Consider the following 26,236-nt stretch of genomic DNA (forward strand, 5'->3'; position numbering starts at 1 on the left):
TTGATTGAACTTTGTTTAATCCGTTTAAGCGTGTTTTTCCACAACGGCTTGTTGTTTTTCGACCATTCGGGCAATGAGCCAGATAAATGGTTCTACCTGACCGCTTAACACGCAAGTGCCTTTGCTAATACAATGAAGCAGCTCCTGGACGTTTGATGCCTGCAAAGCAGCGACCGCCCGGTTATTTTTAAGAAGCAGGGAACACATAGGAGAATCTGGTATCTCTTCAGTACCTGGTGTAACCTCCCGCTCATGGATGACTATGGTCATCGGCTTTTCACGATCGGGAATACGGATAGCCACAACAAGGTTGGGAGTCTGATGAGTGGCTTTTCCGGCTATCGATGCTTTCAGGTAAGCAGCGAAGTCATTCCTCCACTTCTCCACGTCAGACTGCATGGTAGCCAGTTCTTCTGAGTCAGCAGTCCGGAAACTTGCCAACTGCTGACCCTCATCGACTTCACGTTCTGCTGCGATAAGCGCATCGAGCGTCTTATCGACATCTTCCCGTGTATGGGCAGACGAGCATATAAGCCTGAGACGACCTCTTCCACTCTCCACAATGGGATAGGTAACCGCTGATGTTTGAACGCCGCGCTTGTACATGCCCTGCACTATGGCGTATAGTTTATCCTTATCACTAAAATGCGGCGTAATGATAGGACCGTCTCCCGTACCCAGGTCATAACCTGCTTCGATGAATCGCCGGCGCATGTACCGGGTCGTATCCCAAAGTCGCTCCTGCAGTTGGTCGTCTGAACGCAGCCGGCGCAAAGCGGTAAGTGCTGCAGCCATATCTGCAGGGCTAACGGAAGCCTGAAAAATATAGGCTCTCGAAGATGACTTCAAAAGATCTATATGTTCCTTCCGGGCAGCAACTACTCCCCCGAGACTACCAAGCGCTTTACTAAGTGTGGTCATAATGAAATCTACCTCTTCGGTGATACCCTGGGCAGCGCAAATACCTGCCCCACGTTCCCCGTAAAAACCGAATGAATGGGCCTCGTCTACCAGCACAAGCGCATCATATGCTTTTGCGGTGCGCACAATTTCTGCAACCGGCGCGGCACCCTCCCCCATACTGTAAACACCTTCAAGAACAACCAGTACAGTACGGTAAGGGGATACTTCCGACTTCAGAACTGCTTCCAGGTCGGAGGAGCTGTTATGTTGAAATGTTCTGATCGTAGCACCACACAGACGGGCACCGTCAACGATGGATGCGTGGCAGAGCTGGTCAATAATGACGACATCATTTTTACCCAGGAGTCCCGCTACAGCGCCAACATTGGCAGTATAGCCCGTAGGGAACAGGCAGGCGCCGGGCTTTCCTACCAGCTCGGCAAACTCTTTTTCAAATTCTAAATGGAGATCCGTCATCCCGGAAGCTGCTGCAGAGGTCCCCATCCCGCTCCCGAATTGTTGCAGGGCTTTAGAGGCTTCCTCAATCACTTCTTTATCACGGTTCAAACCGAGGTACAGGTTGGTCGTCCATATAATGGCTTCCTGTTCTTCATCATGGTACGCGTCGGTTACGGTACCTTTGGTAGCACTCCCTGTACGGAGTACCTTACTGTACGGATTTCTATCGAGGCTGTTCACCATACGCAGCACTTCCTGTACAAGTTTACTCTTGTCATTAGCAGACCAGGAGGATGCTTTTGCAGCCTGAAACGTGGGGTGGCTGGACCGGATACGTTCCTGAAAAGTCCCGAGCGTGTCCGATGCTACTTTACATGTATGCTCCCCCGGAGCATTAGCTGTGCCACTGTCCGTCAGTTTTAGAATATGATGGGTCAGCGCTATAGGAGTAGAATACTCGATAGCAACGGTTCCGGAAAGCGTCAGACCAAATATTTTTGAAAGCCGGACACTCAGCTCCAGGCTGGACAGTGAGTCAAGTCCCAGGCTATCGAATGAATCGTCCGGCAGTATTTGTTCGGAATCATTAAGATTCAGAAGAGCGAAAACCTCTTTCTGTATTACCGACAGTATGGCTACCTGCCGGCCGGTGCTGTGACCTGCCGGGTTTTGTGCCTGTCCGTTGGCATGGAGTCCGGGCCCGGAGTTTACATCAGTGGCCTGTTGCTCCTGTTCGGGCTGGCCTGGTCTTTTCAGGTATTTTAGCTTATTGCGGTCGAGCTTTCCGTTGGGTAAAAGCGGCAGTTCCTTAAGAGGTATCACGACTTGAGGAACCATATACTTTGGCAATCTTTGGGCTAAATATGCCTTCGCGTTCTCACCTGTTACAGCTTCATGCGGACTCACTACATATGCTACTAGCATTTTCTGTCCTATACCACCGTCTACGGCCGCTGCCGCTGCAGTAGTGATACCGGGCATGGATTCCAGTGCAGCTTCAATCTCTTCTAATTCGATCCGGAAGCCCCTGACCTTGACCTGTTGGTCTACACGTCCTAAAAATTCGATTTCTCCGTTTTCATTCCTTCGGCAAAGATCACCTGTTCTGTACAGCCGTACCTCGGGGATTGCGCTGGTCGGTTTCATTGTTATAAATCGCTCTGCGGTACGCACTTCGTCATATAAGTACCCGCGTGCAAGCTTGTTTCCCGCTAAAAACAGTTCGCCCTCCATACCATCGGGCACCGGGTTCATATCATCATCAAGTATATAAGAACGGGAGTTTGCGACAGATTTCCCGATAGTAATGTTTTGCGTATCGTTAAATATCTCAACCGCCGTCGAGAATACCGTATCTTCGGTAGGTCCATATGCGTTGAACACCCGGGCCCCTGTTTCCAGAGCAAACAGTTTTTCTACCAGTGGTTGCTTAAGTGCTTCACTACCAAAAACAATACAGCGGATGCCACGAGGTACCCATCCGGAAGACAGTAACGCCTGTATTGCAGATGGAACTACAACACAACTCTTTACCAGGTTCGCTGAAGATAAGGCCGGTAAGTCGAGCATGTTTTTTGCCAGGACCACTGTTCCTCCCAGTGCTAAAGTTCCCAGGATTTCCATAACTGAGGGGTCAAAACAGACCGAGGTCGCGGCCAGCATGCCCTCCAGGTCTTTAGCATCTAATAAACTGCTCATCGCCTGGGTCATCGCAACCACATTTCGATGCTCGATAGCGACTCCTTTGGGTTGTCCTGTGGAGCCGGAAGTATAGATTACATAAGCGAGATCGTTCGCGGACGGCCCGGCCGGTTGGCTCGCTGTTTGTGGCTTGACCTTATCAAGCCATATCAGCTCCTGTACGCCTTTACAGAGTTCCGCGCAGTTCGCATCGTCGACAATGGCAGCTATCGCACGGGAATGCTCCAGCATATAGCGTACCCGTTCCCGTGGATAAGCGGGATCGAGCGGCACATAGGCACAGCCTGCCCGTAATACACCCAGCAAAGTTGCAACCAGTTCCCAGTTACGGGGCATACATACACCGACGAGCGATCCTGCCGGGACGTTGCGTGTCATCAGTTCTCCTGCTATAGCGTTCGCCCGATCCGTCAGGTGCCTGAAGTTTATTGTGAGCTTTCCATCGATAATCGCCGTTCGCTCCGGATGCGACTGCGCTTTCTGTGCGATCAGCCCGGAGATGGTTTCCGTTGCATTATCGTACTGTTGTTTGTTTGGCAATCGTTTTGTCCGCAGTTGCGTTTGGGTATTTTGCCGATTGCTGCTGCCGATATTTTCATTACATTTTTTTTCCATAAGTAGGGGTTTTAAAAAAAAGGGGTCAACTTATATACCTTTCTTTTTTGTGTCGTAAATGCAAGGTAGTTAATTTTTTTAACCTTGTGTTAAAGGGTTGTTCTTGGCGGGGCAAAGCATCTCAAAATTATAATTACCACGTTTAATAGTTCCAGGTTTAAAGTTGCAGTTTTTTCGGTTACTGAAAAAGCAAAAGCCACAGATAATTTGTTTCTGTGGCTTTTGTCTGAACAATCTCCAAGTTATTTCAGTGCGTAGCCGATATAACCACCATCTACCAATAATTCTGTTCCTGTAATAAAACTTGCGTTGTCGGAAGTCAGGAACAACACCGCTTTTGCAATTTCATCGGGATTTCCCAGTCTTTGCAAAGCCGTGGTTGTAGCAAATTGTTTTTTAACTTCATCATCAGGAACGGCTTTGTCAAAACCTTCGGTTTGTGTAGGTCCGGGACTTACGATGTTCACTCTGATTTTTCTGTCTGCCAGTTCGTTTGCAGCAACCTGGGCGATTTTATTTACTGCACCTTTGGTTGCAGAATACACACTTCCATACATTTGAGATGTTGTTGCAACAGTTGATGAAGTGAAGAGCACTGATGCTCCGTTTGCCAAATGTGGAATAAGTTTTTGCAATGTAAAGAAATAGCCTTTTACATTAGTGTTGAATTGTGCGTCAAAGTCTAGTTCTGTTACTTGCTCAATTGGTGTAAACAGGGCAATGCCTGCGTTTAGAAAGAGAATGTCCACTTTGTTTCCGCTTTTTGCGACTGCTTTTTCCAAAACTGCAATTCCTGCTAAATCAGAAGTGTCTGAAACTACCGTTTTTAATTTCGGACTGTTGATTTTTGCCGCTGCTTTCTGCAGATTTTCGGCACTTCTGCTTGTTATCCAAACGCTTGCTCCTGTGTCGATAAATGCTTTTGCGGTTGCAAATCCAATGCCTGTGCTACCACCTGTAATGACTACATTTTTGTTTGTAAAATCCATTTTTGAAAATTTCTTTTTTGTTTAGTGGAACAAAGGTAATTGCGATAGGTTATTTTTAGTAACTTTGTTTCTTAAAATAACAGTAACATTGGTGTAACAAAGTAACATTATGAAGTGTCAGACAAAAGATTTGGGGCAGGAACACAACAAAGAAATGAGAGCCGTCCAGGATTCAATGGATGTGCTGAGTGGAAAATGGAAAATATCAATTATTTCGTCTATTTGCTTTTACAACAAAAGGCGATTTTCGGATATTTTGAATGATGTGGCCGGAATTTCCAACAGAATGTTGAGCAAAGAACTAAAGGAACTTGAAATAAACAAGTTGATAAAACGAACCGTTTTAGACACACAACCTGTAACTGTTCAGTATCAGCTTACGGAACACGGTCTAACGCTAAAAACTATAATTGACAACCTTGCGGAATGGGGAATTGCACATCGAAAAAAAATCATTGAAAACTAGTCGTTGCCGGTAAGTCTGAGCGGCTGTCTGTCGTGATTATTTTTTTCTAAAGTCAGCAAAGGACTGTCTAACCGAAAAAGGTGATAGAAGAATTACCTTTGAAGTTGGGCACAAAGTCCGCTTAAATTGTCAGGCTCACTGTCTTTTTACGTTTGTGTATAACCAAAAAAACAACCATACTATTCCACCCATAAGAAAAACTATTGTTCCGGAATAAACTTATAACGCATTGTACTCCAGAAGACATATTCTTCTTCCTGAATTAAATCTGAAGGTGCATCAATAACAACAGGAAAGATATCTTCTTCCGTAATTATTCCAAAATCATTACTTTTTTCATATACGACTTCATTATTGTCTTTATCTGTAACAATAAGGTAGGCAAGGTATTTTTTAAACAAGTACAATTCCTTATTATCGTCCTGTACTTGTCCGATTAATACTTTCTTGTCCTCCTGGTATACGAATAATTCACTTTTTTCCACCTCATATCTATAGCTATATACCGTAGGTTCCGTACGAATCCGGATGGAATCTTCCTCGAAATTGATTTCCAGTACCCCGGGGTCTTTATAAAAGCTCCATTCCTTTTTCAGGAAGACTGTGGCATCTCCTTCAACTTCTTCGCCCCCTGGCCCTACAAAATGTTTTACCTGGGAGATCTCATAAGTGTTGTCATACACAAAAGTGTTATTTTCTAACAGGTCCACGGGATCAACAGGGTTGTCATCATCGCTGTTTGAACAGGAGAGAAGTAACACTATAAACGGGACAAATACTAATCGGTTCATAATTAATTTAATGGGATATAGTTAAAATTCTCATTTTCGGTAAGATCGTAGTCCATATTTGTTTCATATAGTTTCACAAACTCCATTTGTTGCCCTCTTCTGAAGCTTTGCCCTTGATAATTGTAAAGTACTTGATTTTTGTTAACCGTTGAGGTTTGCATTAACGTATTTTGTTTAGAGATTTCTTCTTTTTTTACAGGTAGTTCCTCAAAGTTTCCGTTGGGAGTGAGTCTGTGTCCGGAACTTGTTTTATTATGATCTTAATTTTAGTATAAGGAGTAGCTATTGCGGGAACCCTGCTCCTGGATTCGTAGTATTTCAATCTAAGGTGACAGGCTTTTGTTCTATCCAGGGTCTTGACATTTTCTTTGATTAATTCCACATATAACGGACGTTTTTTAATATTGAAAATTTAAAGGTGGTTTTTACCGGCGAATTATAATGTATTGGCCTGTCATTGACTGCGAAGTCAGAGACATTCGCAAAACATACGGCACTTCGGAGAGCGGATTGCATGCTTTAAAATTTATGTGCTTGTGCAACGGTTAGTATTGTTTAGTTGTAGTTTTTATTTGTCTTTTTAATCAGCTTGTCAATTCGTCTTTTATTTTCCTGTTGTAATAATACAGGATATAAATTCATTAAAATATTTACAATCATTATGGTTAACCCGAATACATAGCTCTGCGAAATACTCTTATATAAGGCAATAACAGTCACGAATATAAATCCGATTAAATGGCTTATTTCGGCAATTGTCATTTCTTTTCGTATTTCGCTCAAATCCGTTTTTTTATTTTTCAGCTTGATTTTCTGATTGAAGAACTTGAAAAAGGTATTTTTTACAATCCGTTTAAAGTATTCAATCCCAATATTTTTATTGGTAATAAAGTTCAGATTTGACAATTTTTTGTAGTATTCTGTTTTCATAAGAATACTATTAAAAATCATTCCGATTATCCAGGATATAAATGATATTGAAATACTGAATATCAAATATTTAATCATAAGTTATTTTCAAATTGTAGTATCATATAAATATACACAATTCCTCTTTTTGTTGTCAAAAGACGTGAATGTAGTGTAGTTTTCATATTTACAGGGGGTTACATGATTTTTAGGATACGCTTCATTTTATATATGAGATCCTGTAACACCGCAGCGCTCCATAAAAAGCAAAAAAGACCGAGACATTGCAGAACATACGAAACTTCAAAGAGCCGAATACGCTGTCTTTTATTTTTTAGTGAAAAAAGTAAAATAAATATTGTTTATCAATAAATTATTATTGATATTTGCGTCATCATTCAATAAGTCAGATATGAAAACAAATCAAATTTTAAAATCAATGAAAGTTGTTTCTTGGATAATTTTCATCGGAATATGTATCAAAGCGGGTGCAATTCTTATTTCGTTTATTGTTAGTCTCTTAGTTTACCAAGAGGCTGCCAAAGATTTATATTTGGGTCTCGACCTTACGGATATTCACAATTTTAGTCCGGGTGTTTATGTAGCGTTTGTAGTTTTTATGTTATTTCTATTAGCTGTACAGGCTTTTATTTTTTTCTTGGTAATCAAGCTATTCTCCAAATTTGAAGAACAAATGCCGTTTAGTCAAAATGTTTCTGAATTGATAAGCAAAATCAGTTATTTCTCTCTTCTTGTGGGATGTATTGCTTTAATAGGAACAGGCTTTAGCAAATGGTTAGAAAGTCAAAATGTTTCTTTAGATTTCGATTGGTCAGCCGAAGAATTTCTCTTTATGGCAGGTGTGATATTTATTATCGGTTTATTTTATAAACGTGGTGTCGAAATTCAGTCAGAAAACGAATTAACAATTTAAGGTATGGCGATAGTTGTTAATTTAGATGTTATGATGGCAAAACGAAAAATGTCTTTGAATGCGTTGTCAGAACAAGTGGGTGTTACCTTGTCAAATCTGTCAATTTTAAAAACGGGAAAAGCAAAGGCGGTTCGTTTTAGTACGCTAAATTCCATTTGTCAAATTTTAGAATGTCAACCTGGTGATATTTTGGAATTCCAAGAAGATGAAAGTTAAAAAACCAGCTTTTTTTTCAGCTTGCCTACAACACACACACACCAATGTTTCATCTGTTAATATTTGTTTGTTTTTCAAAGGTCAGATGGCAATCGAAGGTTAGTTAGGCTAAACCACTGCGTGAGGTTTCATGAACATCATCATATGAAATCAAAATGTAATGAGTAATACCTGGATTATCATATCGTACCGAAAGATTTCGGGAGGTATCCGAATTTTTGGCTATGGGCATTTCACAACTCTTACGCCATGTATTGCTGCGAAGACCTGGTAAATTATAAAGTCGCGAAAAATGAGGCTAATGCTCCGGAATATAGTGTTGTATGCCCTTCATAGAGGAGCTTTGATACCTTGGCCTGTCATGGATGTGCTGTGGACGGCGAAGTCAGAGACATTCAGAGCCTGCAACACTTCAGAACGGGGAAAACCTTTACCCGATTTTTACGAAAAGGAAAATAAACCAAATAGTAAGCCGTTAAAAATACATGGGTACAACGATAAAACTTCTTTATAAAAAATACCGCTCAAAATTTTTATCACGCTTAGTTGGTTTTGGAATCGTACTTGTCCTTTCCGGTTTCGCGAATAATAAGGCTCCCCAACAAAGCATTACCCTGGAGGTTACGGCCATGGCCTATAATTCTGTTAAGAACCAAACTAAAACAAGGGCCCCTGCGTTAACCGCCTGGGGTGATAAGTTAAAGCCGGGGATGAAATCGATTGCTGTTTCCCGTGATTTGATAAAGATGGGCCTTGACCACAATACAGAAGTTAAAATTGAAGGCCTGGACGGCGTTTATGTAGTGAAAGACAAGATGAACAAACGCTGGAAGAAAAAAATAGACATCTATATGGGGCAGGATGTAAAAGCCGCCCGCCAATGGGGAAGACGAAAAGTGACCATCACCTTTACCCCTAACCATTAAGAGAAGGGGTACCATGGCGGGGGATGTGTTGCCCGGCTGAGTCACAAACCCGCAGGGCAGGGGCTCTGGCGAGGACCGGTTGGGAATTGCCGGCCCGAACTTGGTATAGTCGATGTTTTTATTTTGTCTTTCGTTTGTAATGCAGTTGTGTTAGTCCTGTGTCGAACGTTTTAGAATTCACAAGTTCGAGATGTTGTTCAGGTCTGCCGTCTTTGAAAAGTCGTATCCCATTACCGACCAAAATAGGTACGATGGAAATAATAAATTCGTCAATCAGGTCGCTTTTTAAAAGTTCGTTCACTATTTCTGCGCCACCGTCACAATAAATATTTTTCCCGCTCCCGGATTTTAGCTGTTGCACTAATTCGGTCAGGTTTCCCGTATAAAAAGTTGTTTTACCTATACTCGGTTTTTCAGTTCTTGTTATGACAAACACATTTCTTTTTCCATTGTCATAATGAGATGAACCGATTTCTTTAAGTACATAATCATAGGTTTTTCTACCCATAATCAAGGTGTCTATGGTGTCTGTAAATTTCTTATAACCATAATCTTCGCCTTCTTTCTCTACTAATTTCAAGAAGCTAAGGTCATCATCAGGTTTTGCAATGTAACCGTCCAGACTTGTGGCAATGAAAAGGGACAATTTTCGCATTTGTTTAATAGTTTAACGTTTCTGCAAAATTAGTATTAGGCTATAATTAATACTTCGGAAAAAACGACAAATTATAGTTCCAACGGCTAAAGTCTTGTATTTCACCTAATTTAGTGGTAAGATGCGAATGGTCATAGAAGCCACATTCAAAAGCAATGTCTGAAAAACTTCAGCAATGAGCGGTACATATTAGTTTGTTATTTACGTAACATGGGCTGCGAAGTCAGGGAGATTCACAGCGCATATGACACTTCGGAGAGCGGGGATTTTGTGCCAAACTACGGATTATTTTTTTGCAGTGTTGTATGCCGTATTTTATTCATTCTGTTCCTCTAAAATATCAGATAAAATTTTAATTCCACTGTTTTTCATCAACTCACTTGCGTTAAAGTCATGGCAAATCTCCGGATGAAGCTTATAGCTGAAAATCATCGAATTATCTCTGATTTCACTATTGAAACTATAATTTGTAACTAATTTTTGATTCCCTGATAGTTTTGCAAGCTTAATATCATGTGTCGCAATAATCCCTGAGGTTTTGAGCTTACTTATTTGATGAATCAATGAAAAACCTCCTCTATGTCTATCTTCTGAGTTTGTACCTTTGAACATCTCGTCCAAAAGAAAAAATACATTGTGACTCCTTTCTATCAGTTTCAGCATTTTTTCTATTCTACGTAATTCTGCATAAAAAGAAGAGATCCCGCTTCTTAAATTATCTTGGGTACGCATACTTGTAAATATGTTCAGGTTAGCAACCTGCCCATATTTTGCACAACAAGGCGCACCCGCTAAGGCCAATACAAGGTTTACGCCAACGGTTCTTAAAAAAGTGCTTTTTCCTCCCATATTCGAGCCCGTAATCATAACAACATTCCCTTGGCCTTCTGAGTGAAAGTTATTACTTACCCGGTTCTCTGCATTTATTAAAGGATGCCCCAACGCCTCAAAATGTACGTAGTTGTTCTTTTCCGTAATCTCCGGAAATGTATAGGATGGGTTTGAATAACAAAATCCTGCGAAACTATTAATTACCTCAAATTCACTAACTACTTCTGCCCACGATTTTAAAAATGCCTTATTCTTTGATTTCCATTTTTCTGTCGCCATAATCAAGTGAATGTCCAATAGCAGGAAAATATTTAATAGAACATACATGTAATTTCCACCTATTGGTATCTTTTTTATAGGTCTTTGATGTGAAAATTCCAATATCTTGGATATTCTTTTAATTTCATTGGATGCGGAGTATTTGCCTTTTAAAAGTATTGATTGTAACTCACATAGTTTTTTTGACTTGAAACGTTCACTTTCAATTCTATAGATAAGGGTACGATAACCTCTTAAAATATTCATATTATTTGTAGAGGTTTCAACAATATCTTCCGCCAGGGGTTTTACCTTTTTTAAAATGACAATATTGATAAGCAAAACCAAAAGCATGAGGAAGAAATAAATAATTGCCTTTTGATCTCCCAGATGAGCATAAAAAAAGTAAGCGCCAAGCAGAAAGAGCACCGGCAGGGTTATGGCAACAGCTAAGTATGTAAGTTGGTTTTTTAGTAAAACGGTAGGCTTTTCTACCCAATTTATCAATTTAAAATAATCACTTTTTTTATTTTGGAAGTGCATGCCTGATGCCTCAAAATCTTGTCTCCATTCTAATTTTGGGGATAATTCTTTTATGGCCTTTTGTCTATTATATATTTCATTATCAGATGCTGGTTCAGACAACCATTCTGATAAGCGTATCATACCTGACTCTGTAGTTGCTCTATTAACCAATTGAAAAACGGAATGCTGCCCGAAAATATCCAGATCGGATGTATACGGGTGATTTTGATTTATAAACTTATGTCCTGTATCAAAATCTTCCAGATTACATTTTTCTCTTAGAATTTCGAATTCATTTATTCTTTTCAGGAATGATGTATGTTTTCTTAAGTAGGCTATTTTGCTATGATGCTTTAAAATGAGATTAAAACCAATTATTAAAATGGGTAAAACAATGAATGCAAGAGTATTTAAATTGAAACTAAACAAGGTTATGAGAATGGCAATTGAAACTACAAAAATAAGTAGCCTAAGTAATGCTATTCTGTTCAAGACCTTCTTTAACCTAAGGATTTCATTAGTGTACTTTTTTATGTTTTCCCGATAAATGTTCATTTACTATTTTTTCAATTAGCTGAAGTATACAGCGCGTGCTGATCTCGTATGGCTTCATGCCACATAAAACACATAAATATACACAATTCCTCTTTGTAATCGCAAAACCACCTACTGCCTGTTAGTTTCCTATCTCCTCAACCGGCTTCACTTTCACCACCACAGTCTCACTCCTTGGTCTGCCATTTTCTTTAAGGACTGTAATGATTTTTAATCTTAAACGTATACTGCCGTGGTTTGGAGCTATGATCCAAAAGAAAAACCGCTTAAAGCGGCTTATTTCGATCCGTTTTTTATTTAGTAGGTTTAAAGTATTCCAGCTTTAAATTTTCAGTCTTTTTTATGTCACAACCATAAACAAAAACACGATAGGCAGTTTTGTCTGGCCCGTCATATGATATTTTGTCTTCAAAATATTCAATCCCAATTGAAGTAAGTTTGGATTTTAATTCTTCTGATTTCCTTTCCTCGAATAAAAAACCAATACAATGTGATTTCGCCCATTTGTCATTCTTTATCTGGTCGTAGGCAAATTCTATAACTTCCTGTTCTGTTTTGAATGTTTTCTTAATGTCTTTTTGACCTCTTTCTGTGAAATACCAGTTGAAGAGCCCTCCAATTTGCTCAATTCCAAATCCTTCATATATAAAATTTCCATTTATAGCATAGCCATTGAAGTTATAACAATTATTTTTCATCCATACCTCCAGCTCATTCCTCGTCTTAGGTTTATTTTCTAAGTTTTTCATTTTATATAATTTCTGCAAACCGTTATTTATATACCACTTTCACCCGATGTTTATATGATTTTAAGTTTCTTCCATCTTCAAAAACTCCGTAATGAGCGACACATTGTAGCCCGTTATGCATGTAACATAGACTGCGGAGTCAGGGACATGCAGAGCCTAAAACACTTTGTTGAGCGGGAGGGGAATTATAAATGGTAATTTAGGATAGTCTTGAACTTATTTTGTTTTGTACCATTTTTGCTTTTTTCAGATTACTTTCATCTAAAATTATCTGTTTCTCCACATGATTATACTTGAATTTTAATTGATTCTTTTCTCTGAAAATCCCCCCGGCTACACTCCCGGTTAATAAATTAACGATAAAACTAAATATAGAAACCAGCCAGTTTATCCTTGTTGTCGTTAAACTGAAATGTTTTGTTTTATCATAAAAATATACCCCACTATTTTCTCTGTCTAAAGAATCCAGGACTTCAAAGGAATCCTTCAATAAAACTATTTCGCACTTCGGTTTATTCCTGATTACTATTTTTTCCATGGATTAATTTCTATTTCTCTGTCTTATTATAAGGATAAAGGCTTACAGTCCAAATGATGCACAATGGCAGCCTGTTTCAAAACTACCGATTAAAGTTTAAAATTAGACGGATTTCAGATAAATATATATTAACATCGACTTTGCCTGTACGCTCCGGAACATAGTGTTGGATACCCTCATAGCGGGGCTTGATGCCTTGGCCTGTCATGGATGTGCGGTAGGCTGCGGAGTCAGGGACATTCGTTGACCCTTCGGAGAGGGTTGGTCTTTAAATACTTCATAGAACAGGGCAAACTCATGGGGCCTAAAAGAAGACGGTCAAAACATATCTTTCCATGTTACTAACTCAATATGATTCTCTTCAAGTTTCGACCTGGTCTTTTCGCTAGTGAAAAAATCATAATCTATTTGTCTCCACCCGGAACCAAAATTCGGATGATTTATGGTGACTCCTTTCATCTCATCATCATCAAATGCCGGATGAATGAGAATAAGGTTCAGACCACTCTTCAGATTTTCCAAAATCTCGCAGTAGTAATCATCCAGTTCATCATTTTCGAAATATTTGAATTCTCCTACATAAGTTTTATCGATAAGAAAATCGGTTTTTTCAATATGTAAATCAGGGTTCAACCCCACCATTTCCATCAATTGCCTGTTTATTAAAACCGGAAGGTTATACGTTTTGCCCAGGTCCCTGTAAATTTTTAAGAATTCCGGATTCGCTCCCACACTATACATATGCGAATCCATGTGCGTGGGTTTTAACCCGAATTTAAGTGCTTTCTCTATTTGCGCCTGGAGTTCTTTTCGAACATCTCCGGCCAAAGCATTCCTTTTAAGGTCCTCCCGGTTTTTGTAGAAGTAGCCATTGTCGTCCACTAAACTCGGAACTTCGGATGCAGGTAAAACAGGTCCGAATTTATAATTTTCCCATTCACAGGTAAGTGTCAGGTGAATTCCATTATCAATGTGAGTATTGTTTCTGGCAAATAGTGCCATTTCATAAAACCACGGACATGGCACCATAATACTGTATGAATTTACAATTCCTTTTTCTAATGCCCGGATTGTAGCCATATTCTCAGAATGGGAAAGGCCGGCATCATCTGCATGTATCATCAGTAGTTTTGTTCCTTCCGGAAACCCTGATTTATGTAATGAAGTCATTTTATCTATTATTCGATGAATCTAAGGTATCCATATACCCTTGTCCAAAAATTGGTTACGACCCATAAATATACATAATCTCTCTTTTCCGTGATCTACATCTGCTTTACCCACCCTGGTATGTGTAAAACCCCTTCGCGTGTGTTACAAACGCATTCTGCGATGGGCCCTCGCTTCAGCAGGGCTCAAACGAGGGCCAGTTAGGTCTTTCACACGACAGATATATTTATGGAAGAGGGGTAGTTATAGACTTAGAAGAGCGGTATTTTGTATTGTTTCTACAAAGAGAAGGAAATGTTTTCGATGGTGGCAATACAAAATGCGTATCCGATTAATTTCTATAGTATTATGTATTTTAAAGGGGTATGGGAATAAATAGAAGTTTTGAAAAAACAGGAAATAGGTTTTAGTATTACGTATATTTATGAGATAGCTGCTATACGGAGAGCCAGGAGCACCTAAAAAAATAATTCCTAAATTTGCAAATCTAATAGTAGGCGACAACATGTGAAAAACAATTTCTTTCAGACCATTTAAAGACGTAGACCCCCGGAGTTCTACCATTCCTTTATCTTTAAAAGAAAGAAATTATGCTTATTTTACAGAATATTTCCTATACACATCCCAACAAAAATCTGTTGTTTGACAATATCAATCTAACAGTAAACCAGGGTGAAAAAATTTCATTAATTGGTAATAACGGTTCAGGCAAATCAACTTTACTGAAAATCCTTGCAAAGGAATTAGAGCCTTTTGAAGGGCAATTATCCCTACATACTGAACCTTATTTTGTTCCCCAGATTTACGGACAGTACAATCATTTGACTATAGCAGAGGCATTGAAAATCGACAAAAAAATCAATGCATTCCGGGAAATCTTGGACGGAAATGTAAGCGAAGAAAATTATACTTTACTTGACGATGATTGGACGATTGAAGATCGTTGCAAAGATGCTTTACAGTTTTGGCAACTCTCGGATCTGAACCTGTCGCAAAAAATGGAAACTTTAAGCGGTGGACAAAAGGCAAAAGTATTTCTTGCAGGCATTTCCATACATCAACCGGAATTGGTTTTGCTCGATGAGCCAAGTAATCATTTGGACGTTGCAGGGAGAACACTTTTGTATGGCTTTATACAATCGACACCAAGCACTTTAATCATCGTGAGCCACGACCGAAAACTCTTGAAGCTTTTAAATAAAGTAGCAGAGTTGAGTAAAAAGGGAATTACCATTTATGGTGGCAACTATGAATTTTATGCAGAGCAAAAACAAATAGAAAATAACGCTTTGCAGCAGGATTTGCAAAGTAAAGAAAAAGCATTGCGAAAAGCCAAAGAAAAGGAGCGGGAAGCGTTGCAACGACAACAAAAATCGGACAGTCGTGGAAAAGGAAAGCAAGAAAAAGCAGGAGTTGCCCGAATAATGATGAATACGCTGAGGAACAATGCCGAAAACAGCAGTTCAAAAATGAAAAGTGTTCACGCTGAAAAAATTGGGGGCATTTCACAGGAGCTTCAAGATTTGCGTTCATCATTGCCGGATATAGATAAAATGAATTTTGGCTTTGACAATTCTGGGCTGCACCAGGGAAAAATCCTTTTTACGGCTAACAATATCAACTTCGGTTATGAGACAAATCCACTTTGGAATAACCCTTTAAATATTCAAATCACAAGTGGTGAACGTATTGCATTGAAAGGACAAAACGGTTCGGGAAAAACGACGTTAATAAAGCTGATTTTAGGAACACTTCAACCACAATCAGGTGCAGTTTACAATGCAGAAAGAAAACAGGTTTATATTGACCAGGATTATTCTTTGCTTGATAACAGCCTGAAAGTCTATGAACAAGCCCAACAATTCAATTATACGGCATTACAAGAGCACGAAATCAAAATCAGGCTCAACCGTTTTTTATTTGGCAAAGACGATTGGGATAAATCTTGTAGTACATTAAGTGGTGGTGAGAAAATGCGGTTGATGCTTTGCTGTCTGATAATCAATAATCAGTCACCTGATATGATCATTCTGGATGAACCCACCAACAATTTGGATATTCAAAACACGCAAATTCTAACCGCAGCCATAAACGAATATCAAGGAACATTGATTGTGGTTTCCCACGATGAAACTTTTTTAGAAGCGATAAATATTGAACGAACAATTTCATTAACTATTTAAAAAATCCACTTCATATGACAAGGCATCCAAGCAACACGTAAACACAATTTGGTCCGAAACGTGGACAGCTTCACACAGCTTATTTGCATAAGAGGGAAAAGAGATGAGCCATACAACCAAGTAACTTTGAGCCTCACAGCCAAGTGAAACAGTACATTATCTTAGAAATTTGCAGCAACAAATTAATAGAACAATGGCAAAAATTTGGTTCATAACAGGAAGCTCAAGGGGGGTGGGCAAAAGTATTACGGAAGCCGCTTTAAGAAGTGGTGATAAAGTGGTAGCAACTGCCAGACATACAGCTTTACTACAAGATTTGGAGAAGAAATATCCTTCTCGGATATTGACAGTATCTTTAGATGTAAGTAAAAAATCAGAAATACATTCTGCTGTAGAAAAAGCTGTTGCTCATTTTGGTAGGATAGATGTATTGGTAAATAATGCAGGATTTGGAATTACCGGCGCGACAGAAGCGAACAGGTACTAAGCCAATTATCCGTAAATTTAATAGCTCCTATAGAGGTCACTCGTGCCGTGTTGCCCTATATGAGAAAGCAGCATTCAGGAAGAATTTTACAGATTAGCTCCATAGGCGGAAGGGTTGGAAATGCAGGGTTAAATATTTTGTCTTGTCCTGAAATATGATTACAGGCTAAACTTGATTTTATACAGTTATTTTGTAACCCGTAATTTGCTGTTTTAAAATCTAAGAATAACCTTAATTGGTTGTAATAACTTAATTGCGTTTTTTGTCGATCTCTTGGAGCGAGCGGAAACTTTATCACTCCTTCATCGGTTATACCCCTATCACTGGCCGTTCTCCGTCACCATACAAATAATGAAATAGCTGGTCGTCCTAAAATGGTGTACAACGACAGCCTGTTTCAAGGCTACCGATTAAAGTTTAAAATTAGACGGATTTCTGATAAATATACATTAATGGCAACTTTGCCTGTACGCTCCGGAACATCGTGTTGGATGCTCCTCATAGCCGTGGTTGATGCAGTGGGCTGCGAGGTCAGAGACATTCGCCTTTACTTCGGAAAGCGGGTGATTGATGCTATATTTTTTCCTGCTCATTCATTTTCGTACTCCCATAACCGGGACTTGCAAGGACCACCGATGTTTCAATCTGTCGTAAGGGGATATCCCAGTATTTTTGCAGTAATTGCCTGTTTTCAACAGGAGATACTTGTCTGAACCCGTTTTTCAGGTAAAAGCTGATGGCCCAGGTAGCAGCTGCCCAGGTTCCTATTAAAATGGGTTTCCCGGTAAGTGTAGACAGGTGTTTTAACAATTTGCTTCCAACACCTTTGTTTCGGGTTACTGTCCTGACATATGCATGCCGAATTAAAGTCACATCCGATTTATGCTGAATCCCCATAACACCTATAATGGTAACATCTTGATAAAAGCACCAAAATTCGACCCCATCCGCGATTTGGTTTTCTAACTCGTCTTCCGTCATATAAGGTTCCTGCCATCGATCGTCCGGTATAATACCTTTGTACGCTATGGAAGCGTCATTGATAATTTCGTAAATGTCCTTGAAGTCCGATTTTTTACTTTTTACTATCATACAATGTACTCTAAATTTGTCCTGTATTATTTTGATATGGCAAAAATACAGGGGTGCCATTGCATGGCTCTTTACATATGTTGAGAAATAATTATCGGATCCGTCCGGGCTTGTTATATTTGAGTGAACCGGCCTTGCCGGAGGCAGGAAATCATGCTTTTGCGGTGCCGGGAAGAACTCAGAAAGACTTCATTTTCATTATAACAGCTTACGTATTCTGCTGAGCTGGGTAGGGGTGATGCCCAAATGAGATGCGATGTCCTGTAAAGGCACGTACTTTTCGATATCCGGATGGTTCTGCAATAATTTTCTATACCTTACTTGCGCATCCTCCATAACAATAGATATCTCTCTTTCTTCTTTTTCTATAATCCAGTTTTTTTCGAGATAATGAATATAAAACAATTTAAGGTCATCCGTTTGGAAAAGCATTTCTCTGAACTTTTGATAGGGCAAACTCAGCAATACACAATCTGTTACCGCTTTAATGGTAAACTTCGATGGCCTTTTTAAAATGGAGGAAACCGTCGATGCGATTAAATCGTACTTCACGGCAATATTCTTGTTGTAGGTTCGTCCCTTATCATCATCGATATATGCTACGATGTAGCCCGAATATAAAAAGCAGAACTGACGGGCCGTGAAACCTTGTTGAACGAGTATTTCGTTCCTTTTCAGGTGGGTGAGGGTCGCTATGGTCAACAGCCCCTCAAACGAGGTCTCCGAAATGGGATAATACGAATGTATCTTATCTCTGAATTTTTGTATCACTAATTCATCCATAACCATAAAAACAGCCAATTTAGGTATTTATCGGATGATTGCCGGCATCTTTGCCAACGAAAGACATTTTGTAATGAATAGTGGCATAAACAGATGCGAAGTCAGGAGGATGTGCAACGGTTACCGGTGTTGTAAAGTTTTTTTAATTCAGCCGGGCTTCCAGTTCCTTTCTGACTTCTTCTGCCGTAGGGTCTTTTACTAAAATTATTCCGTTTTCGTCAATTAGGAAGATTCCACCACCTCCACCGTCAACACCATATTTTTGCCAAATATTATTTTTTCTGTCAAGTTCCACCAAGTTGCCCATAAATCCAATAATGCCACTTTTCCTTCGATTTCAAATGAACTTCCAATCTTCTTCATTGCCATAATCGGGTTCCACCACTATTTCATTCGGCATTCCTTCAAGAGAAACGAGCTCCGTCAAATGAGTCCGTTTAGACCATTCCATGTATTTCTTCCGGGACATTCCGTCTTCGTCATAATTCTTGTCATATGTCCCTCTTACGGTGTATAAGAATGTCATTTATTAATTCTATTGTTTCGCTTTAGCAGACCGCCAGCACATACATATACACAATTCCCCTTTTCCGTGGCATGCATTCACATATATTCCCGGAGTAGGGTAGAGCCTAAGCTATGGGCCGAAAAATACCTGACATATGGCAGGACCGAACGTCAAGAAAACAGTTGGTAGCTGTTTTAGTGAAGGGACCAGCCGGCGTGTGGGCGGAATAAAAGACCCAAAGGATAAAACTTAGGCAGTCTCTTAGTACCTTTGCCACTTCTATTGCAAAAGAAAGTTCTACATGCACATTCAAAACGCCTACCAAAACAATCTTAAAAATATAGCTTTAACCCTCCCGGAAAACCAATTCATTGTGGTTACGGGACTTTCCGGTTCGGGGAAATCTTCCCTGGCCATGGGAGTGATCGGGAATGAAGGCTATCGGTATTTTTTAGAGAGTTTGCCGGCTTACAATCAACAAAATGCAGCTTCCATACCCACAGCTTCGGTAGATGATATAGCCGGACTTCCGCCGGTGATCAAGGTAGAGCAATCCAGGCGTTTTCAGTCGATCAACGCTACGTTTGGAACCCTGTCTGAGTTGACGCCCGTCTTCCGAATTTTGTTCGCCCGGTATTCCGCAGCAGAAAGCATGAGTAAGTCTTTGTTTTCATTCAATCATCCCAAAGGCGCCTGTGAAGAATGTCGCGGAATCGGTGAGGCCGAATATATCGATACAGCTAAATTGGTGGGAGATGAAACCAAAACTTTACGCGAAGGAGCCATTGTAACCACGTTGCCCAACGGCTATATAGTGTATTCGCAGGTTACCGTTGAGGAGTTGAATAAAGTTTGTGAAGCACATGGGTTTCATGTAGATATTCCGTGGAAAGACTTAACTCCCGAACAACAAGAGGTGATCTGGAAGGGTAGTGAACGCATACAGGTGTACTACGGAAAGCATAGTTTGGAATCACGCCTGCGTTGGGAAGGTTTTAAAGCGAAACCTCGTGAGATTGGTTATTACAAAGGGATATTGCCTATTATGAGCAATATTCTTCGGTTAGATCGAAATCCGAGTATTCTTCGGTTTACAAGTGCTAAACCCTGCCCCGGCTGCCAGGGCGCACGTATCAAGGCCGAACATCTGAAGTATCGATGGAAAGGATTGAATTTTCAGGAGTGGATGGAATTGCCTTTACAGGAATTGTACAATAAACTCCAGGCAGAGGAGTACCAGGCAGGAGAGCAGGTACTGGTAGACAAATTGTGCACCCCGTTATACGATTTGATCCGGTTGGGGATGGATCATTACCGTTTGTGTACGCCGAGCATGGATATTTCCAGTGGAGATGGGCAACGCATCAAACTCATTAAACAGGTAAACAGCAGTTTACAGGGGATCTTATATGTTTTTGATGAACCTTCTATTGGATTGTCACCGGCCTATCAGCAGCATTTGTATAGCATTTTACGACGTTTGATCAGCCGTGGAAATACCGTAATGGTCGTAGAGCACGATTTGAATTTGATCCGGAAAGCAGACTGGATTGTAGAATTAGGCCCGAAAGCCGGGATTCATGGCGGAGAGGTGATCTTTAACGGTAAGCGGGCAGACTTTCTTCAGGCAGAAGGTATAGCGAGCCCGACACTGGCTGAATTGCGCGCTCCCGCACAAAATTCGAACAGCGAACGGCAACAGCTTTCAGAAGCAGACTTTCAGCCGGTAGCACAAAGTTTATTGGTAGTAAGCCGAAAAACAGCTGCTGTATCAGATGCGATCAAAGCCTATAGCAAAGAACAAGCACTGCAATTACTTACGGTCTCCGATCAACCGATAGGAAAAACGCCGCGCAGCAATCCGGCGACGTATACGGGAATGGCCGATAAGATCCGGGACCTGTTGGCAAAAACCGATGAAGCCGGGACATTGCAATTGAAGAAAAGTGCCTTTTCTTTTAATAACAAAGCAGGACGTTGTCCCCGTTGTGAAGGAGCAGGGGTTATTACCCTTTCGATGAGTGTTATGGGAACCATTAATCAAACCTGCCCCGAGTGTAACGGGAAACGTTTTAAGCCGGAAGTCCTCCAGGTACATTGGAATACTAAGAATATCGCAGAAATTTATGATCTCAGTATAGCAGAAGCGCATGATCTCTTTCGGCATGAAAAGAAATTATCCGGAATCCTGGCGTTGATGCTGCGTTTGGGGTTGGGATATATCAAACTCGGACAACCGTCTAACACATTAAGCGGAGGCGAAGCACAGCGTATTAAACTCACCAAGCACTTTGCGAAGCCTGCCAGACAAACCATCTTAGTGTTAGAAGAACCAAGTATCGGGCTACACCAGCAAAATGTAGTACAACTGCTAAAGGCTTTGCATCAGTTGAAACATGAAACTTCGGGGATCGTATGTTTTGAGAATCACGCTTTGTTTCAGTCGGGGTGCGATGTATGGGTAAATAATACTGAAAGTATAGCTACAGTAAGCGAACGTATTCCCGAACAATCGGCCACTGACACCATTCGTATCAAGGGAGCACGAACTCATGCGTTGAAAGACATTGATATGACGTTGCCCAAACAACAGCTCACCGTGGTTACGGGAATTTCGGGATCGGGAAAATCTTCTTTGGTGATCGATACCCTGCATGGCTACGGATTACAGGAAATGAGCAAACAATTTTCAAGCTATCAACAAAACAGGGTAGGGGTTGATTATCAGTTTGAAGTAGACCATATCACCGGATTGACGCCCAGCATTTGTATCACCCGAAAAGATCAGCAGTTTTCCGGGCGTTCGGATGTAGCCAAGCAAACCGATATCGATAAAAGTTTACGTTTTGCCTTTTCGCGTAAAGCACAATACGAAGGCAGGGAATGGTCGGCCAGTCATTTTTCGAATGCACACGAATTAGGAAAATGTGGTGTTTGTGACGGCGTGGGACAAGAATTGCTTCCCGATCTGTCTAAAATCGTGTTGGATTCAGCCCTGAGCATTGCCGACGGACTCTTTGAGCACAACAAAGCCTTGTATTACTACGGGCAGGCAGGCGGACAGTATATGGCCATTGTAAGTGAAATAGGAAAGGCGTATGGTTTTGATCTGCAAACGCCTTTTAAGGCATTGACCCGGGAGCAACGGGGGGTGATTTTTCATGGAATCCCGGAGAAAACCTGGGAAACGACCTGGACTTTCAAAACCAGGTCACGAGCGGGAACCCAACAGCTAAAGATGGTGTGGAAAGGCTTGTTTACCTATTTAACGGACGAATACTTTCTTACCCGTAAGAACAAAAATATTCAACATTTACGCGCTTTGTTCACTCCGGAAGTTTGTAGTCATTGTCAGGGCAGCGGGTTACAACCCGGGCGTTTAGCGGTTACCCTGGGCGGCAATTCTATGCGGGACCTGAAGGCGATGAGTTTACAGGAGTTTGAAGCATGGTTGGTAAATATTCGGCCAAAAGATGCTATTGATGCCGAATTGGTAGCAAAACTACATGCGCATTTGCAACATACATTGGAGCGGGCGCGTCAATTGCATATAGACCATTTACAGCTCAACCGGAAGTCGGGTACTTTGAGTGGCGGCGAACAACAGCGGGTTTCGCTCATCAAACAATTAAACAGTCCGTTACAAGGGGTAACCTATTTGCTGGATGAACCTTCGGCGGGCTTATCCCAAAACAATATACCCGATCTGATCGCTTTGCTGAAAACGCTTGTAGCCAAAGGCAATACGGTCATTGTCATTGAGCACCACAAAGATATTATGCTGGCGGCCGATCATTTGGTGCAGATAGGCCCGGGAGCAGGAAGCATGGGTGGTGAAATTACGTTTCAGGGAAGTGCAGCCGCTTACCGGTCTTCAGAAGTGTGTCATCTTTATGTAAAAACAGAAAGCAGTGCGGTACGCTTTCGGCAAGGAAAAGCGCATATTCATATAGAAGGCATAGCACGTCACAGTCTCAAAAAAGCACAAATCGATATCCCGGTAGGCGGTATTACAGCCATAACAGGGAAGTCGGGTATCGGGAAGACTACTTTGGTCAAAGAGGTGGTAATGCCAGGTTTACAGCAGCATCGACCTGTATATTGCAAGCGTATCGATTTTCCGAAGCCATATCAAGGTGTACATTATTTCGAACCTAAAAAACTACAAGCTTATAACAGTACGTTGCTGGTAGCCTATTTAGATCTGTTAAAAGTGATCACTAAGGTATTTGCGAAGGAAACAGGGGGTAAGGCCGCAGCCTTTTCGTATAAAACCAAAACCAGTCAGTGTACGTATTGTCAGGGAAGCGGTGCCGTGGCCACGAGTTTGGATGTAGCTGCCAGGCATATTGAAATTTGTGATGTATGCGAGGGGAAACGCTATCAAAAAGCTATTTTAGCCTATACCATAGGCGGAAAACATATTGCAGATATCCTGGCGCTGAACGTTACAGAATTGTTAGCCTGGATAGCTCCTTATACCGGTACGGCCAAGGCGGTGCAACAATTACAGGCATTGCGCCATATAGGGCTTTCTCATGTACGGCTCGATCAAACGGTAAAATCACTTTCTTCCGGAGAAAAACAACGTTTGTTGTTGCTCAACTGGTTGCAAAACAAAACGAAAGATCAACTATTGATCTTAGACGAGCCCAGCATAGGATTGCATTATGCCGATATAGATCTGTTGTACGAGGTATTGCAGCAACTCAGTGTACACAATGATCTTTTAGTGATAGATCATAACCCTTATTTACTGGAAAAGATAGGCGTTGGCGTGGTGTTGGAGTGATGAAATAAAAAGGTTGGTTTACACACTTTTTAGGATAGTGTCAAGGACCCTTACGGTATCCCAAAAGCCGCTCTTTAGGGTCGCCTTTCATGGCGTACCTATGCTGTCCCTAAACGCTCAACACCCACCTCACATCAAAAGCATCGGTTACCTCAACTAGTTTTTGGTCATCGCCATTATTGACAAAAGGGATCTGCTTATTAAATTTTAGTTTTTCAATAAGCTCTTTTCTATCATATGTATTTCTGCAGTGTAGAAAAATAGACATATAATTTCCAAGTGTTCTTCCTTCGTCGTGTACCAGGTCCGAACCGTGAATGACTATCCTGTCGGAAACCAACGACCCGCTGACGACAGGCATTTCGGCGTACCCTTGCAATTCCCTTCCAAAAATCTCGAATTGCAAGGTACCGCCAAAACAGGTCTGGTAATAGGTGAGTGCCTTTTTACAGTTCCCGGAAAACGTTATGAAAACCGCACTCACAAATTTACCGTTATTAGAGTCAGTCATAATGAGATTAATTTAAGCATCAGGTATTTCGGGCTCTACAAGTTTTATTAATTTCTCCAGCGATTCCTGCCAGCCTAAATAACACATTTCTGCCGGTATTGCCGCAGGGATACCTTCCTGGGCCACATGAAGTTCAGTGCCGCACGAAACCCTGTTCAGTCGTATGGTTGTGGTTATTTCTCCAGGCAAATCGGGATCGTCAAACCTATCGGTATATTTAATAAATTCATTCGGTTTTATTTCAAGATACGCTCCGCCAAAAGAATGGCTGTTCCCTGTACTGAAATTAATAAAGGTCATTTTAAACGTACCACCTACCTTAAAATCCATTTGCTGAACAGTGCATATAAATCCATAAGGCGGCAACCAACCAGAGTGTGCTATCGGGTCTGCAAATGCCCGGAATACTTTTTCCGGATTTGCCTTGATGACCCGGTGTAATGAAACAGAATTACTTTTCATGGTATTAAAATTTAATGGTGATTAATTAATTCTTATGTATGGCTACCCTTCGTCATTTCCTCGTTTTCCTTTTTCCTGAAGGTGATGATTTCTTTGATCAGCTTTTCCGGTAGCGGTTTATCGGTTGGAATCTGGATAACCGACTTGCTGGTTTTATAGCCAACCAGATCCGCCTTGAAGTACTTCCAAAACGCATCGCTATAGGGATGTGACAAGGAAATGTGTTTCGGAAATGCACAATAGTATACCAAATAGCCTTTGTACCTAAAGCAAGGGATTTGATAGCTGATACTTTCCTCTGCATCAGGTACCACCTCGTGAATGATTTTTCGGATGGTTTGCATCCGTGCCAGGGATTCACCGCTAAATACCTGGTGATACTGATCAATGCTTTGATAATTCGTCTTAGCCATGAGTCCGGATCTTATGGTTATACATGTAGGAAACGGCAAGAATACCCAGCACCACCAGTGGCATCAGCATAAACCCGACGTTCTTATCTACACATGCATGACTGATGAAGGCAAAGATCAAACTAAATGTCAGTCCTGCATATGCCCATTCCTTTAGCCTGCCTGGTATATTGGGGTAAGCAATCGCAAAAACGCCGAGTACTTTGCAAATGATGAGCGCGTAGGCAAAGTAATCGGGATAGCCCAAAGGTTCCGTGCCCGCATTCACATACTCCGGTGCAAACAGCATGGTGCCGAGCGGCATTACCCCTTCCCAAAGTATGATGATGGCAGTTGCCACCCAAAAGATTATTTTATACTTCTTCATCTTTATTAATTTACGGATGAGTCGATTCAACATATGCTACAAAGTTGTTCAGGATAGCCTGCCATCCTTGTTTCTGAAACTCCGGATCATTTTCTGTCTCAGCATCAAATGTGGTTGCTATGCTGGTCTTGCCATTTTGCTCGGCAAACAACGTGGTGGCCTTTCTTCCGTCACCCAGGGTGTAGGTGATTTCCTTATGCAGATCCACCTTATCATAAATACCTTCAAAATCAAAACCGGAGCTGCCATCTTTGGCTTCCATTCTATTCTTAAACTTACCGCCAACCCGCAGGTCGTTTTCACTACTCGGCGTATGCCAGCTTGGGTCGGGTGTGTTCCATTGCATGATGTCGCCTGGTGTATTCCATACCTTCCAGACTTTTGCTACGGGAGCATTTGCTGTTGCTTCTACCGTAATTTTTGTTACTTGTGCCATTGTAATTTGATT

At 41.0% G+C, this 26,236-nt stretch carries 26 protein-coding genes; 8 read left to right on the top strand and 18 right to left on the bottom strand.

Annotated elements, in window-relative coordinates; translation table 11 throughout:
* Positions 1-24: 24 nt before the first annotated feature.
* Both ACVBDY_RS16470 and ACVBDY_RS16475 read right to left on the bottom strand, forming a co-directional pair.
* On the bottom strand, positions 25-3,678 hold the full coding sequence (locus ACVBDY_RS16470; RefSeq protein ID WP_447176556.1) for an amino acid adenylation domain-containing protein: 3,654 nt from the start codon (positions 3,676-3,678) through the stop codon (positions 25-27).
* A gap of 242 nt (positions 3,679-3,920) precedes the next feature.
* On the bottom strand, positions 3,921-4,667 hold the full coding sequence (locus ACVBDY_RS16475; RefSeq protein ID WP_447176557.1) for an SDR family NAD(P)-dependent oxidoreductase: 747 nt from the start codon (positions 4,665-4,667) through the stop codon (positions 3,921-3,923).
* 109 nt (positions 4,668-4,776) lie between these two features.
* Here ACVBDY_RS16475 and ACVBDY_RS16480 point away from each other — a divergent pair, with 109 nt between their 5' ends.
* Positions 4,777-5,133 (top strand): winged helix-turn-helix transcriptional regulator, encoded by a 357-nt coding sequence (locus ACVBDY_RS16480; RefSeq protein WP_447176558.1) that lies wholly within the window; start codon positions 4,777-4,779, stop codon positions 5,131-5,133.
* Positions 5,134-5,333: 200 nt separating this feature from the next.
* Here the strand turns inward: ACVBDY_RS16480 and ACVBDY_RS16485 are convergent, their stop codons facing one another.
* Positions 5,334-5,924: a hypothetical protein gene (locus ACVBDY_RS16485; RefSeq protein ID WP_447176559.1), complete on the bottom strand. Its 591-nt coding sequence runs from the start codon at positions 5,922-5,924 to the stop codon at positions 5,334-5,336.
* Positions 5,925-6,479: 555 nt separating this feature from the next.
* Complete coding sequence (locus ACVBDY_RS16490) at positions 6,480-6,854, bottom strand: glycosyl-4,4'-diaponeurosporenoate acyltransferase CrtO family protein (RefSeq protein WP_447176560.1); 375 nt, start codon at positions 6,852-6,854, stop codon at positions 6,480-6,482.
* A 391-nt stretch (positions 6,855-7,245) separates the two neighbouring features.
* On the opposite strand from ACVBDY_RS16490, the gene ACVBDY_RS16495 reads away from it, so the two are divergent.
* The 3 genes from ACVBDY_RS16495 (at position 7,246) to ACVBDY_RS16505 (ending at position 8,909) form a co-directional block, all read left to right on the top strand.
* Complete coding sequence (locus tag ACVBDY_RS16495) at positions 7,246-7,767, top strand: DUF2975 domain-containing protein (protein ID WP_447176561.1); 522 nt, start codon at positions 7,246-7,248, stop codon at positions 7,765-7,767.
* 3 nt (positions 7,768-7,770) lie between these two features.
* Positions 7,771-7,983, top strand: a complete 213-nt coding sequence (locus ACVBDY_RS16500; RefSeq protein ID WP_447176562.1) for a helix-turn-helix domain-containing protein — start codon at positions 7,771-7,773, stop codon at positions 7,981-7,983.
* Positions 7,984-8,468: 485 nt separating this feature from the next.
* On the top strand, positions 8,469-8,909 hold the full coding sequence (locus ACVBDY_RS16505; protein ID WP_447176563.1) for a 3D domain-containing protein: 441 nt from the start codon (positions 8,469-8,471) through the stop codon (positions 8,907-8,909).
* Between the two features lie 118 nt (positions 8,910-9,027).
* Here the strand turns inward: ACVBDY_RS16505 and ACVBDY_RS16510 are convergent, their stop codons facing one another.
* The 5 genes from ACVBDY_RS16510 to ACVBDY_RS16530 form a co-directional block, all read right to left on the bottom strand.
* A complete protein-coding gene (locus tag ACVBDY_RS16510) occupies positions 9,028-9,564 on the bottom strand; it encodes a dihydrofolate reductase family protein (RefSeq protein WP_447176564.1) in 537 nt (178 codons plus the stop codon).
* A 315-nt stretch (positions 9,565-9,879) separates the two neighbouring features.
* Positions 9,880-11,670: a MutS-related protein gene (locus tag ACVBDY_RS16515; protein ID WP_447176565.1), complete on the bottom strand. Its 1,791-nt coding sequence runs from the start codon at positions 11,668-11,670 to the stop codon at positions 9,880-9,882.
* A 356-nt stretch (positions 11,671-12,026) separates the two neighbouring features.
* Positions 12,027-12,482 carry a hypothetical protein gene (locus ACVBDY_RS16520; RefSeq protein ID WP_447176566.1) on the bottom strand — a complete coding sequence of 152 codons (456 nt, stop codon included), beginning with the start codon at positions 12,480-12,482 and terminating at the stop codon, positions 12,027-12,029.
* 199 nt (positions 12,483-12,681) lie between these two features.
* Positions 12,682-13,020: a hypothetical protein gene (locus ACVBDY_RS16525; RefSeq protein WP_447176567.1), complete on the bottom strand. Its 339-nt coding sequence runs from the start codon at positions 13,018-13,020 to the stop codon at positions 12,682-12,684.
* A 318-nt stretch (positions 13,021-13,338) separates the two neighbouring features.
* Entirely contained in the window at positions 13,339-14,190 is an 852-nt protein-coding gene (locus tag ACVBDY_RS16530) for a polysaccharide deacetylase family protein (RefSeq protein WP_447176568.1), read from the bottom strand.
* A 590-nt stretch (positions 14,191-14,780) separates the two neighbouring features.
* Between ACVBDY_RS16530 and ACVBDY_RS16535 the strand changes: the two genes are divergently transcribed.
* From ACVBDY_RS16535 to ACVBDY_RS16545, 3 genes are all read left to right on the top strand, one after another.
* Positions 14,781-16,373, top strand: coding sequence for an ABC-F family ATP-binding cassette domain-containing protein (locus ACVBDY_RS16535; RefSeq protein WP_447176569.1), 1,593 nt, complete (start codon positions 14,781-14,783; stop codon positions 16,371-16,373).
* A 193-nt stretch (positions 16,374-16,566) separates the two neighbouring features.
* A complete protein-coding gene (locus ACVBDY_RS16540; RefSeq protein WP_447176570.1) occupies positions 16,567-16,860 on the top strand; it encodes an SDR family NAD(P)-dependent oxidoreductase in 294 nt (97 codons plus the stop codon).
* Between the two features lie 47 nt (positions 16,861-16,907).
* Positions 16,908-17,018 (top strand): hypothetical protein, encoded by a 111-nt coding sequence (locus ACVBDY_RS16545; RefSeq protein ID WP_447176571.1) that lies wholly within the window; start codon positions 16,908-16,910, stop codon positions 17,016-17,018.
* A 415-nt stretch (positions 17,019-17,433) separates the two neighbouring features.
* Here ACVBDY_RS16545 and ACVBDY_RS16550 read toward each other — a convergent pair whose 3' ends face one another.
* From ACVBDY_RS16550 to ACVBDY_RS16565, 4 genes are all read right to left on the bottom strand, one after another.
* Positions 17,434-17,952, bottom strand: coding sequence for a GNAT family N-acetyltransferase (locus ACVBDY_RS16550; RefSeq protein ID WP_447176572.1), 519 nt, complete (start codon positions 17,950-17,952; stop codon positions 17,434-17,436).
* A 198-nt stretch (positions 17,953-18,150) separates the two neighbouring features.
* On the bottom strand, positions 18,151-18,741 hold the full coding sequence (locus tag ACVBDY_RS16555) for a Crp/Fnr family transcriptional regulator (RefSeq protein ID WP_447176573.1): 591 nt from the start codon (positions 18,739-18,741) through the stop codon (positions 18,151-18,153).
* 136 nt (positions 18,742-18,877) lie between these two features.
* A complete protein-coding gene (locus tag ACVBDY_RS16560; RefSeq protein WP_447176574.1) occupies positions 18,878-19,042 on the bottom strand; it encodes a hypothetical protein in 165 nt (54 codons plus the stop codon).
* A 30-nt stretch (positions 19,043-19,072) separates the two neighbouring features.
* Positions 19,073-19,261: a hypothetical protein gene (locus tag ACVBDY_RS16565; RefSeq protein ID WP_447176575.1), complete on the bottom strand. Its 189-nt coding sequence runs from the start codon at positions 19,259-19,261 to the stop codon at positions 19,073-19,075.
* 283 nt (positions 19,262-19,544) lie between these two features.
* Here ACVBDY_RS16565 and ACVBDY_RS16570 point away from each other — a divergent pair, with 283 nt between their 5' ends.
* Positions 19,545-24,035: an ATP-binding cassette domain-containing protein gene (locus ACVBDY_RS16570; RefSeq protein WP_447176576.1), complete on the top strand. Its 4,491-nt coding sequence runs from the start codon at positions 19,545-19,547 to the stop codon at positions 24,033-24,035.
* A 109-nt stretch (positions 24,036-24,144) separates the two neighbouring features.
* On the opposite strand, the gene ACVBDY_RS16575 is transcribed toward ACVBDY_RS16570, so the two are convergent.
* From ACVBDY_RS16575 to ACVBDY_RS16595, 5 genes are read right to left on the bottom strand one after another with little or no spacing between them, the layout of a single operon-like run.
* Positions 24,145-24,546 carry a VOC family protein gene (locus ACVBDY_RS16575; RefSeq protein ID WP_447176577.1) on the bottom strand — a complete coding sequence of 134 codons (402 nt, stop codon included), beginning with the start codon at positions 24,544-24,546 and terminating at the stop codon, positions 24,145-24,147.
* A gap of 12 nt (positions 24,547-24,558) precedes the next feature.
* Complete coding sequence (locus tag ACVBDY_RS16580; RefSeq protein WP_447176578.1) at positions 24,559-25,008, bottom strand: SRPBCC family protein; 450 nt, start codon at positions 25,006-25,008, stop codon at positions 24,559-24,561.
* A 32-nt stretch (positions 25,009-25,040) separates the two neighbouring features.
* Complete coding sequence (locus tag ACVBDY_RS16585) at positions 25,041-25,421, bottom strand: iron chaperone (protein WP_447176579.1); 381 nt, start codon at positions 25,419-25,421, stop codon at positions 25,041-25,043.
* Complete coding sequence (locus tag ACVBDY_RS16590) at positions 25,414-25,821, bottom strand: DoxX family protein (RefSeq protein ID WP_447176580.1); 408 nt, start codon at positions 25,819-25,821, stop codon at positions 25,414-25,416. Before ACVBDY_RS16590 ends, ACVBDY_RS16585 begins: the two co-directional genes overlap by 8 nt.
* The gene (locus ACVBDY_RS16595; protein WP_447176581.1) at positions 25,799-26,224 is read right to left on the bottom strand and encodes an SRPBCC family protein; all 426 of its coding nucleotides are present in this window, start codon (positions 26,222-26,224) and stop codon (positions 25,799-25,801) included. The genes ACVBDY_RS16590 and ACVBDY_RS16595 overlap by 23 nt, the downstream gene beginning before the upstream one ends.
* Positions 26,225-26,236: the final 12 nt, after the last annotated feature.

The organism is Sinomicrobium halophytocola, from assembly GCF_052983395.1.